At 66.4% G+C, this 11,774-nt stretch carries 11 protein-coding genes; 7 read left to right on the top strand and 4 right to left on the bottom strand.

From position 1 onward, the window contains the following. Positions 1-180: 180 nt before the first annotated feature. Positions 181-432, bottom strand: coding sequence for an accessory factor UbiK family protein (locus tag CFB41_RS15260; RefSeq protein WP_006489451.1), 252 nt, complete (start codon positions 430-432; stop codon positions 181-183). A 355-nt stretch (positions 433-787) separates the two neighbouring features. On the opposite strand from CFB41_RS15260, the gene CFB41_RS15255 reads away from it, so the two are divergent. From CFB41_RS15255 to ptsP, 7 genes are all read left to right on the top strand, one after another. Beyond that, a complete protein-coding gene (locus tag CFB41_RS15255; protein ID WP_027789049.1) occupies positions 788-1,126 on the top strand; it encodes a P-II family nitrogen regulator in 339 nt (112 codons plus the stop codon). Between the two features lie 37 nt (positions 1,127-1,163). Further along, a complete protein-coding gene (locus CFB41_RS15250) occupies positions 1,164-2,678 on the top strand; it encodes an ammonium transporter (RefSeq protein WP_089456981.1) in 1,515 nt (504 codons plus the stop codon). 244 nt (positions 2,679-2,922) lie between these two features. Then, positions 2,923-4,212, top strand: coding sequence for a glutamate--cysteine ligase (gshA, locus tag CFB41_RS15245; protein ID WP_011353295.1), 1,290 nt, complete (start codon positions 2,923-2,925; stop codon positions 4,210-4,212). Positions 4,213-4,238: 26 nt separating this feature from the next. Then, positions 4,239-5,195, top strand: coding sequence for a glutathione synthase (gene gshB / locus CFB41_RS15240; protein WP_089456980.1), 957 nt, complete (start codon positions 4,239-4,241; stop codon positions 5,193-5,195). A gap of 231 nt (positions 5,196-5,426) precedes the next feature. Then, positions 5,427-5,897: a PTS sugar transporter subunit IIA gene (locus CFB41_RS15235; RefSeq protein ID WP_089426398.1), complete on the top strand. Its 471-nt coding sequence runs from the start codon at positions 5,427-5,429 to the stop codon at positions 5,895-5,897. 73 nt (positions 5,898-5,970) lie between these two features. Beyond that, positions 5,971-6,240 (top strand): HPr family phosphocarrier protein, encoded by a 270-nt coding sequence (locus tag CFB41_RS15230; RefSeq protein ID WP_089441083.1) that lies wholly within the window; start codon positions 5,971-5,973, stop codon positions 6,238-6,240. Between the two features lie 201 nt (positions 6,241-6,441). Then, on the top strand, positions 6,442-8,214 hold the full coding sequence (gene ptsP / locus CFB41_RS15225; RefSeq protein ID WP_089457210.1) for a phosphoenolpyruvate--protein phosphotransferase: 1,773 nt from the start codon (positions 6,442-6,444) through the stop codon (positions 8,212-8,214). A 72-nt stretch (positions 8,215-8,286) separates the two neighbouring features. Here ptsP and CFB41_RS15220 read toward each other — a convergent pair whose 3' ends face one another. From CFB41_RS15220 to gpmA, 3 genes are all read right to left on the bottom strand, one after another. After that, entirely contained in the window at positions 8,287-9,039 is a 753-nt protein-coding gene (locus tag CFB41_RS15220; protein WP_089456979.1) for a molybdopterin-synthase adenylyltransferase MoeB, read from the bottom strand. Positions 9,040-9,142: 103 nt separating this feature from the next. Further along, on the bottom strand, positions 9,143-10,690 hold the full coding sequence (locus tag CFB41_RS15215) for a S41 family peptidase (RefSeq protein WP_039346234.1): 1,548 nt from the start codon (positions 10,688-10,690) through the stop codon (positions 9,143-9,145). A 278-nt stretch (positions 10,691-10,968) separates the two neighbouring features. After that, positions 10,969-11,715: a 2,3-diphosphoglycerate-dependent phosphoglycerate mutase gene (gene gpmA, locus CFB41_RS15210; protein WP_027789056.1), complete on the bottom strand. Its 747-nt coding sequence runs from the start codon at positions 11,713-11,715 to the stop codon at positions 10,969-10,971. Positions 11,716-11,774 lie beyond the last annotated feature (59 nt).

Below are 11,774 nucleotides of genomic sequence, written 5' to 3'. Positions count from 1 at the left end.
GAATGCGAAGAGCGATGAACAGCGAAGAGCGGGGGTGCTGCGGGGAACGACGGACGACGAAGAGCGGTACGGTGACTTCAGTGCTTCAGTGCTTCAGTGCTTCAGTGCTTCAGTGCTTGAGGCGGCGGGCGCGGGCCGCACGAGGCGGCCCGCGCCCGGGCCTTGCGGCCGGGCAGGGCGTCAGGCTTGCGGCGCGGCGAGCTTCTGCTCGAGTTCCGCGACGCGTTTCTCGAGTTCCTCGAGGCGCACGCGGGTGCGGGCGAGCACTTGCGCCTGCGTGTCGAATTCCTCGCGCGTGACGAGATCGAGTTTCGAGAAGCCTTGCGACAGCATGGCCTTCACGTTGCGCTCGACGTCCTTGGCCGGCGAGTTTTTCAGCAGATCGCTGACGCGCGACTGCAGATCGTTGAAAACGTCGCTGGGTTGCTTCATGTGATTCCCCTTCCTTGCACAAAAAATGTGCATCTTCAGTTGCGTACGTGCCCATGATGCACGCATGACCGGAAATGGTGCGCCCGGAGCGCGAATTCCGGGCATGGCGCCCGCATGGGTGAATGGCCCGGCGATCCGGGACGTGCGTGCACTCTAGCAACGATCCTTTCGCCGCGCCAGCAAACCGGGCCACGTTGGCCATTCGGCCGGGCCTCCGCACCTTACATCACGCGATGCGACCCCTTGATGAAGCCCTTTGAAACGGTGCTCGAACCGACTTGGCATGCGAGTTGCTGAGAAGAGTCCGTAACAACATTCCAACCAATTCGACGGGACAACCCAGCGAGAGGACTTCATGAAACTCATTACCGCAATCATCAAGCCGTTCAAGCTCGATGAGACGCGCGAAGCGCTGTCGGCGCTCGGCGTCTCGGGCATCACGGTGACGGAGGTGAAAGGGTTCGGGCGGCAGAAGGGGCACACCGAGCTGTACCGCGGTGCCGAATACGTGGTCGATTTCCTGCCGAAGATGAAGATCGAGGCAGCCGTGTCCGACGATCTCGTCGACCAGGCGGTCGAGGCGATCGAGCGGGCCGCGCGCACCGGCAAGATCGGCGACGGCAAGATCTTCGTCACGGCGATCGAACAGGTGATCCGGATTCGCACCGGGGAGACGGGCGCTGACGCGCTGTAACAGAACAGACAAGACAAGCGACAAGAGGAAACCCAAGATGCGCAAACTTCTGATGTCCCTGCTGATGGCCGGCTCGCTGATCGCGGCCGGCGTCGGCCCCGCGCTCGCCGACGACGCGGCGTCCGCCGCGGCTGCGTCCGCGCCCGCCGCCACGGCTTCCGACGCGTCGGCTGCCGCCGCTCCGGCCGCCTCGGCGCCGGCTGCCACCGACGCATCCGCCACGGCCGCCGCTGCTGCGCCGGCCTCGGGCGCCACCGACGCGTCGGCTGCTGCCGCCGCTTCGGCACCGGCCGCTCCCGCCGCGCCGACCGCCCCGTTCTCGGTTGATTCGTCGAAGATCAATGCGGGCGACACCGCATGGATGCTGACGTCCACCGCGCTCGTGCTGTTCATGACGATTCCCGGCCTCGCGCTGTTCTACGCCGGCATGGTCCGCAAGAAGAACGTGCTCGCGACCGTGATGCAGAGCTTCGCGATCACCGCGGTGATCACGGTGCTGTGGACGGTGGTCGGCTATAGCCTCGCGTTCACGCCGGGCAACGGCTTCATCGGCGGCCTGTCGCGTGCGTTCCTGCACGGGATGAACTACATCCACGGCGACAAGGCGACGACGCTGACCGTCAGTCACCTGGCCCCGACGATTCCGGAATCGGTCTACTTCGTCTACCAGATGACGTTCGCGATCATCACGCCGGCGCTGATCTGCGGCGCATTCGCCGACCGGATGAAGTTCTCGGCGATGCTCGTGTTCATGACGCTCTGGTCGCTGATCGTCTATGTGCCGATCGCGCACATGGTGTGGGAGCCGACCGGCTGGCTGTCGTCGGACGGCGTGCTCGACTTCGCGGGCGGCACCGTCGTGCACATCAACGCCGGTATCGCGGGCCTCGTGTCGTGCCTGATGCTCGGCAAGCGGATCGGCTTCGGCCGTGAATCGATGGCGCCGCACAACCTCGTGCTGACGATGATCGGCGGCTCGATGCTGTGGGTCGGCTGGTTCGGCTTCAACGCGGGTTCGGCGGTGGCGGCCGACGGCCGTGCCGGCTTCGCGATGCTGACGACGCAAGTCGCGACGGCCTGCGCGGCGCTCGGCTGGATGTTCGCCGAGTGGATCTCGCACGGCAAGCCGTCGGTGCTCGGCATCGTGTCGGGTGCGGTCGCGGGTCTCGTCGCGATCACGCCGGCGGCCGGCTTCGTCGGCGTGACGGGTGCCCTCGTGATCGGTATCGCCGCAGGTGTCGTGTGCTTCTGGTCGGCGACGTGGCTCAAGTCGAAGCTCGGCTACGACGATTCGCTCGACGCATTCGGCGTGCACGGCATTGGCGGGATTCTCGGCGCGTTGCTGACGGGCGTGTTCGCGATCAAGGACATCGGCGGCGCCGACGGCAGCCTGCTGCTGCAGGCCAAGGGCGTGCTGATCACGCTGGTCTACAGCGGCGTGTTGAGCTTCGTGCTGCTGAAGCTGATCGACCTGACGATCGGCCTGCGCGTGTCGGAAGAAGAAGAGCGCGAAGGCCTCGACGTGGTCCTGCACGGCGAGCACGTCGAATAAGTCACAGGAATGACCGGCGGGCCGCCGCGACGACGGCGCCCGTCATGAATGAGCGCAGCGACTTGGGCCCGCCTCACCCGGCGGGCTTTTTTTCTCCTGCCACCCACTGCCGTAGCGCATAACCCTTTGCACTATCGGGTCAATAGCCGAAAACTTCCTCCAAACCCTTGCGAAGCCGGGAACAATCCCCAAATGGGCAGGGCAATTGCTCTACAATCTTCATTCTCCCGCTCGCGAGTGATTCATGGTTCCCCACCTCGTTACGGCGTTGAACGGTCCGCTGCTCGAACTCGAGCAGAAGATCCTCGACGCGACGCCTGCGATCGAACGCTGGTTCAGGCTCGAATGGCAGGAACATACCCCGCCGTTCTATTGTTCGGTGGACCTGCGCAATGCCGGCTTCAAGCTGGCGCCCGTCGACGCGAACCTGTTTCCCGGCGCGTTCAACAATCTGCCGTCCGAAGTGCTGCCGCTCGCCGTGCAGGCCGCAATGGCCGCGATCGAGAAGATCTGCCCGGACGCGAAGAACCTGCTCGTGATTCCCGAGCTGCCGACCCGCAACGCGTTCTACCTCGAAAACGTCGCACGGCTCGCGACGATCATGCGCCAGGCCGGCCTGAACGTGCGCTTCGGTTCGCTCGACCCGAGCATCACCGACATGACGCCGATCACGCTGGCCGACGGCCAGAAGATCGTGCTCGAACCGCTCGAGCGTTCGCAGCGCCGCCTCGGCCTGAAGAATTTCGATCCGTGCTCGATCCTGCTGAACAACGACCTGTCGGCCGGCATTCCGGCCGTGCTGGAAAACCTGCACGAGCAGTACCTGCTGCCGCCGCTGCACGCGGGCTGGGCCGTGCGCCGCAAGTCGACGCACTTCTCGTGCTACGACGACGTCGCGAAGAAGTTCGCGAAGATGGTCGGCGTCGATCCGTGGATGGTGAATCCGTATTTCGCGCACGTGGAAGGCGTCGACTGGCAGGCGCATGAAGGCGAGCAGGCGCTCGCCGACGCGATCGACGGCGTGCTGAAGAAGATCGCGCGCAAGTACCGCGAATACGGGATCAGCGAGAAGCCGTACGTCGTCGTGAAGGCGGACGCGGGCACGGCGGGGCGCGGCGTGATGACCGTGCACGACGCGGCCGAGATCGGCCGGATGTCGAAGGCCGAGCGCGCGCAGATGGCCGAGTCGAAGGCCGGCCTCGCGGTGCGCGACGTGATCGTGCAGGAAGGCGTCTATACGTTCGAGCGCGTCGGCGACGAAGTCGCGGAGCCCGTCGTGTACATGATCGACCGCTACGTGGTCGGCGGCTTCTACCGCACGCACGCCGGCCGCGAGCGCGACCAGAACCTGAACGCGCCCGGCATGCACTACGTGCCGCTCGGCTTCGAGCACACCGCGTTGCCGGATGCGGGCGCGAAGCCGGGTGCCGCGCCGCCGAACCGTTTCTACATGTACGGCGTCGTCGCGCGGCTGTCGCTGATCGCGTCGTCGATCGAACTGGAAAAGACCGATCCCGAAGCCATCCAGGTGTAACGGACCTTCGCCACGTACAGGACCTCATGGACATTCTCTTTATCGCCGACCCGCTCGAGCGCTTCAAGATCTACAAGGATTCGACCTACGCGATGATGGCCGAGGCGGCGCGGCGCGGGCATGCGGTGTACGCGTGCGAGCCGAACCAGCTCGCGTGGACGGGCTCGGCCGTCGAGGCCGACGTGCGCCGCATCACGTTCGTCGGCGACCCGGACGACCTGCATCGCGAGACGTGGTACGAGGCCGGGCCGGTCGACGCGCGCCGCCTCGAATCGTTCGGCGCGGTGCTGATGCGCAAGGATCCGCCGTTCGACATGGAATACGTGACGTCGACCTGGCTGCTGGAGCTGGCCGAGCGCGCCGGCGCACGCGTGTTCAACAAGGCGCAGTCGATCCGCGACCATTCGGAGAAGCTCGCGATCGGCGAGTTTCCGCAGTTCGTCGCGCCGACGCTCGTCACGCGCGACGCGAAACGGCTGCGCGCATTCCACGCCGAGCACGGCGACGTGATCCTGAAACCGCTCGACGGGATGGGCGGGATGGGCGTGTTCCGCGTGAAGCCGGATGGCATGAACCTCGGTTCGATCATCGAGATGCTGAGCCACGACGGCACGCGCTCGGTGATGGCGCAGAAATTCATCCCCGAGATCAAGGCGGGCGACAAGCGCATCCTGCTGATCGGTGGCGAGCCGGTGCCGTTTTCGCTCGCCCGGATTCCGCAGGGCAGCGAGGTGCGCGGCAATCTCGCGGCGGGCGGCCTCGGCGTTGCGCAGCCGCTGACCGCGCGCGATCGCGAGATCGCCGACACACTCGGGCCCGTGCTCGCGGCACGCGGGTTGCTGCTGGTCGGCCTCGACGCGATCGGCGACTGGCTGACCGAGGTGAACGTCACGAGCCCGACGTGCTTCCGCGAGATCATGGAGCAGACGGGCTTCGACGTCGCCGCGATGTTCATCGACGCGCTGGAGCGTGCGGCCGCGTAGGCCGCTTTCCCGCGCAACCCCGGCGGCGGCCGCGCAGGTCCCCCGTCGCCGGAGCAGTTCGACCGGCCTGCTACAATGCCCGCTTGTCTGGTGCCGCGCTCGCGCACCCAAGGCCCGGCGGTCGGGCCGAAACTGTTGCAAGGCTGAACATGGAACGTTTCCCTCACTCGCTACGCTCATTGCCCCGCCGCGGGGTGTTGGCCCGCCAGGGGCGGCCGGGAGCGATCTGACATGGCCGGGATCCTGATCATCGCGCACGCCCCGCTCGCCACCGCGCTGCGGGACTGCATCGCGCACATCTATGGCGGCGTGCCCGCCCGCATCGGCTGTATCGACGTGATGGCGGACAGCGATCCGACCCAGGTGATGGCGTTCGCGCACGCGGAGCTCGCGCGGCTCAAGGAAGAGAACGGCGTGGTCGTCCTGACCGACATGTACGGCGCGACGCCCGCGAACATCGCCGGCCAGCTGGCCAAGATCGACAACGTGCGCGTGCTCGCGGGCGTGAACCTGCCGATGCTCGTGCGGGCCGTCTGCTACCGCACCGTGCCGCTCGACAAGCTGGTCGACAAGGCGCTGTCCGGCGGCGCGAAGGGCGTCCACGAGGTGTCGTCCGGTACGCCGCCGCCGCCGACGGAAACCGGCTGCGGCCAGTGCGCGCCGATTCCGCCCGAGCCGCAGCCGCGCACCGAGTCGCACTGATTTCCCGTTTTCCGTTTTAGACCGCACCGCCGACGCGCGCCGCCGGCGGCCCCGACCGACCCGACCGAGAATCATGCTTCAACAAGAAACCACCATCGTCAACAAATTGGGGCTCCATGCGCGCGCATCGGCCAAGCTTACGCAACTGGCCGGCAACTTCCAGTCGGAAGTCTGGATGACGCGCAACGGGCGCAAGATCAATGCGAAGAGCATCATGGGCGTGATGATGCTGGCGGCCGGCATCGGCAGCACCGTGACGATCGAGACCGACGGGGCCGACGAGCAGGAAGCGATGGACGCGCTGCTGAAGCTGATCGCCGACAAGTTCGGCGAAGGCCAATAATCCTCAAGCGGGATCGTTGCCGTTTCCAGCCAGAATGCCGCGGATTCCGCGGCATTTTTTTCGCCGGAAGCATTGATGCGGAATGCGCAATGCTGCGGTGCATGCAGTCAGCGGGGAGTCGCGGAATTTATAATCGCTAACCGGGGTCATAAGCGCATCGCAGCAGTGTGCCGCGGCTTTACTTGTACAGAGGAGGTGCGCGTGTCCTTCACGCTGCATGGCATTCCCGTCTCACGTGGTATCGCGATCGGGCGAGCGTATCTGATCGCGCCGGCGGCGCTCGACGTCGCCCATTACCTGGTCGAGGCAAACCAGATCGATGCGGAGGTCGAGCGCTTCCGCACCGCGCTCGAGGTCGTGCATCACGAACTCGAAGCGCTGCGCGCCGACCTGACCGACGACACGCCGAGCGAAGTCGGCGCATTCATCGACGTCCACGCGATGATCCTGAGCGACGAGATGCTCGTGCAGGAAACCATCGACCTGATCCGCACGCGCCGCTACAACGTCGAGTGGGCGCTGACCGAGCAGCTCGAGCTGCTCACGCGCCACTTCGACGATATCGAGGACGAATACCTGCGCGAACGCAAGGCCGACATCGAGCAGGTGGTCGAGCGCGTGCTGAAGGCGCTCGCCGGCGCGCCGTCCGCGTCGCAGGCGCTCGACCGCGCGGCCAAGAACGGCACGAACGAGATGATTGTCGTCGCGCACGACATCGCGCCGGCCGACATGATGCAGTTCAAGTCGCAGTCGTTCCAGGCGTTCGTCACCGATCTCGGCGGGCGCACGTCGCACACGGCGATCGTCGCGCGCAGCCTCGGCATTCCGGCCGCGGTCGGCGTGCAGCACGCGAGCGCGCTGATCCGCCAGGACGACCTGATCATCGTCGACGGCGACCAGGGCATCGTGATCGTCGATCCCGCGCCGATCGTCCTCGAGGAGTATTCGTACCGGCAGTCCGAGAAGCTGCTGGAGCAACGCAAGCTGCAGCGCCTGAAGTTCTCGCCGACGCAAACGTTGTGCGGCACCAAGATCGATCTGTACGCGAACATCGAGCTGCCCGACGACGCGAAGGCGGCCGTCGAGGCCGGCGCGGTCGGCGTCGGGCTGTTCCGTTCCGAGTTCCTGTTCATGCATCAGAAGGAGATGCCGGAAGAGGAGGAGCAGTTCGCCGCGTACAAGCGGGCCGTCGAGTGGATGAAGGGCAGGCCGGTGACGATCCGCACGATCGACGTCGGCGCGGACAAGCCGCTCGAGGCGCTCGACGAAGGCTACGAGACGGCGCCGAACCCCGCGCTCGGCCTGCGCGCGATCCGCTGGAGCCTGTCCGAGCCGCAGATGTTCCTCACGCAGTTGCGCGCGATCCTGCGCGCGTCCGCGTTCGGCCAGGTGAAGATCCTGATCCCGATGCTCGCGCACGCGCAGGAGATCGACCAGACGCTCGACCTGATCCGCGAGGCGAAGCGCCAGCTCGACGACGCGGGGCTCGCGTACGACCCGAACGTGCGCATCGGCGCGATGATCGAGATTCCGGCCGCGGCGATCGCGCTGCCGCTGTTCCTGAAGCGGTTCGATTTCCTGTCGATCGGCACGAACGACCTGATCCAGTACACGCTCGCGATCGACCGCGCGGACAACGCGGTCGCGCACCTGTACGACCCATTGCATCCGGCCGTGCTGCACCTGATCGCCTATACGTTGCGCGAAGCGAAGCGCGCGGGCGTGTCCGTGTCGGTGTGCGGGGAAATGGCGGGGGACCCGGCGCTCACGCGCCTGTTGCTCGGGATGGGGCTCACCGAGTTCTCGATGCACCCAAGCCAGTTGCTGGTCGTGAAGCAGGAGATCCTGCGCGCGCACCTGAAGGCGCTCGAAAAGCCGACGGCCGACGTGCTCGCCGCGTTCGAGCCGGAGGAAGTGCAGGCCGCGCTGCAGCGTCTGTCGGTCGCGGAGCCGCGCGCGGATGCGGCTGCCTGAGGCGCTGGCGTCCCCGTTAATCGTAGCGAAGTGTCACCACGCATGCGCCGCCCGGTGCATGCCCGTCGCGCGTCAGTGCCGGCCCCCGCACACGGGGCAGTCGGCCTGACGCGCGATTTTCATCGTCGTCCATTCCATCCGCAGCGAATCGAGCATCATCAGCCGCCCGTTGAGCGTCTTGCCGATGTCGCCGATCACGCGCAGCGCCTCGGCGGCCTGCATCGCGCCGATGATCCCGACCGTCGGCGCGAACACGCCCATCGTCGCGCACGCGACTTCCTCGAACGGCTGGTCTTCCGGAAACACGCACGCATAGCAGGGCGCGGCCGGGTCGCGGAAATCGAACGTGCTGATCTGCCCGTCGAAGCGCAGCGCGGCGCCCGATACGAGCGGCACGCCATGCGCGACGCACGCGCGGTTGATCGCATGCCGCGTCGCGAAGTTGTCGGTGCAGTCAAGCACGACGCTCGCGTGCGGCACGTGCGCGTCGAGCCATGCATCGTCGACACGCTCCGCGACCGCGTGCACCGTCACCTCGGGGTTCAGCTGCGCGAGCGTGTCGCGCCCCGATTCGACCTTGTGGCGGCCGACCGACGCCGTCACGTGCAGGATCTGCCGCTGCAGGTTCGTGAGATCGACCGTATCGGCGTCGACGAGCGTGATCGTGCCGACGCCCGATGCCGCGAGGTACATCGCGGCGGGCGAGCCGAGCCCCCCCGCGCCGACGACGATCGCATGCGCGTCGAGAAAGCGCTGCTGCGCCTCGATGCCGATTTCGTCGACGAGGATGTGACGGGAGTAGCGAAGGAGTTGATCGTCGTTCATGGGGAGTCGTGGCGAGGCGGCGTATGTGTCGTTATTTTAGGCGCGCATGAAAAACGGGCCATCGCGGTCTTCCCGCGATGGCCCGTCGGATGCCGGCCGGCGCTTACTTCGGCGCCGACGCGGGCTTCGGTGCGGAAGCCGGCTTCGCGCTGGCGCCCGATGCCTTCGAGGCCGTGGCAGCCTTGCCGGCCGGGCCCTTCGTGCTTTCGGCGAGCAGCGACTTCGATTCCTGGACCGGCTTGCCTTCGAGCTTGTTGAGCGCCTGCTGCATCATGAAATCGTCGGCGCTGCCGAACTCGATCGGCTTGCGATCGCGATCTTTCTGGCGCTGCTCCGGCGTCTTCTTGTCGTTCTGCTCTTCAAGCACGCGCAGCTGATCCATCCGGCGCTGCTCGCGGTCTTCCTGTTCCTTCTTCTCGTTCGGATCCTGCGTGTTCGCGAGGTGGTTCGTGTAGTCGACCTCGCGCGTCACGAGCACGTCGTCCGGATCGCCGTCCGCGTACTGATCGACCGGCACGTCCGGCGTGATGCCCTTGTTCTGGATCGAACGGCCGCTCGGCGTGTAGTAGTACGCGGTGGTCAGGCGCAGCGCGGTGTCGGCCGTCATCGGGCGCACCGTCTGGACCGAACCCTTGCCGAACGTCGTCTTGCCCATGATCTGCGCGCGCTTCGAATCCTGCAGCGCACCGGCGACGATTTCCGACGCGGACGCCGAATAGGCGTTCGTCAGCACGATCATCGGCACGGTCTTGAAGACCGGCGGCAGGTTCTTCAGCGGATCGCCGTCGAAGGACGGCAGGCGATAGTTGTCGTACGTATCGCGGTAGACCTGCTTCGAATCGGCGATCTGGCCGTTGGTCGACACGACGACGGAGTCGGGCGGCAGGAACGCGCCGGCCACGCCGACCGCGCTTTGCAGCAGGCCGCCGCCGTTGTTGCGCAGGTCGAGGACGAGGCCCTTCAGGTTCGGCTGCTGGCGTGCGATATCTTGCAGCTTCTGCGCGAGATCGGGCGTCGTGCGCTCCTGGAAGCTCGTGATGCGGACATACGCATAGCCCGGATCGAGGATCTTCATCTTCACGCTCTGGACCTTGATGATCGCGCGCGTGACCGTGACCGGGAACGTGCGGTCGTCGCTCTTGCGGAAGATCGTCAGCGTGACCTTGGTGCCCGGCTCGCCGCGCATCTGCTTCACGGCCTTGTCGAGCGTCATGCCGCGCACCGGCTTGTCGTTGATGCGGGTGATCAGGTCGCCCGGACGGATGCCGGCGCGGAACGCGGGGGTATCCTCGATCGGCGAGATCACCTTGACGAGGCCGTCTTCCTGCGAGATCTCGATGCCGAGACCCGCGAAGCGGCCCTTCGTCTGCTCCTGCAGCTCGTCATAGTCGGTCTTGTCGAGGAACGACGAGTGCGGGTCGAGGCTCGACACCATGCCCTTGATCGCGGCCGTCAGCAGCTTCTTGTCGTCGACCGGTTCGACGTACTCGCGCTTGATCTGTCCGAAGACTTCCGCGAACAGGCGGAGCTGGTCGAGGGGGAGCGGCGCCGTGGCGGTCTGCTCGGCCGATGCGGAAACCTGCAGCGTGGCGAACACGCCCGTGGCGAGGCCCGCGGCAATCAGGCCGATGTTCTTCAATTTCATTCGCATAGAGATCTGGTGCGGTCGGGAAGCGCGTGGCGGTAGCGGGGATGATGTAGCGGACAAGTATAACTGTTCGTCCGATAACTCAGTGGAACGGCGCGAAAAGCGTCGAAAAGGGCCCGGAGCCGCTCAGGCGGGGCGCCGCCGGATGCGCTGCGGGTTCGAAAGCGGATTCGACAGCGCCGGAGTCGCGAAGGTTCGCGCGGTGCGCCGTTCATTGCCAGGGGCCGGGCCGGGCGGGCCGCACCGGACGCGGCCCGCCCGGCTCACCCGGCCGACGAGCGTCAGCCCGCCTTGCCCTGCTTCGCGACGGCGGCCTGCGCCTGCGCGATCGCGTCCTGGTCGCCGAGGTAATAGTGCTTGATCGGCTTCAGGTTCTCGTCGAGTTCATACACGAGCGGCACGCCGTTCGGGATGTTCAGGCCGACGATGTCGCTGTCCGAGATGCCGTCGAGGTACTTGATCAGCGCGCGCAGCGAGTTGCCGTGCGCGGCGATCAGCACCTGCTTGCCGGCGCGGACCGCCGGGGCGATCGACTCGTTCCACAGCGGCAGCACGCGCGCGACCGTGTCCTTCAGGCACTCGGTGAGCGGCAGCTGCTCGCGCGGCACCTTCGCATAGCGCGGGTCGTTGAACGGCGCGCGCTCGTCGGTCGGCTCGAGCGCGGGCGGCGGCGTGTCGTAGCTGCGGCGCCACACGAGCACCTGGTCGTCGCCGAACTTCGCGGCCGTTTCCGCCTTGTTCAGGCCCGACAGCGCGCCGTAGTGGCGCTCGTTCAGGCGCCACGAGTGGACGACCGGCAGGTACATGAGATCCATCTTGTCCTGCACGTGCCACAGCGTGCGGATCGCGCGCTTGAGCACCGACGTGTAGGCGATGTCGAACGTGTAGCCGGCCTCCTTGAGCAATTCGCCGGCCTGGTAGGCCTCGTTGCGACCCTGTTCGGTCAGGTCGACGTCGACCCAGCCGGTGAAGCGGTTTTCCTTGTTCCACGTCGATTCGCCGTGGCGGATGAGAACGAGTTTGTACATGGATCTTGCGGTCGGTAGTGAAGGAAGCGGTGGCGCGTCGTGCAGGACCCGACCCGGGC

It is taken from the genome of Burkholderia sp. AU33803, assembly GCF_002223095.1.
Lineage (GTDB): Bacteria > Pseudomonadota > Gammaproteobacteria > Burkholderiales > Burkholderiaceae > Burkholderia.
This window is presented reverse-complemented; position numbering and strand designations above follow the sequence as displayed.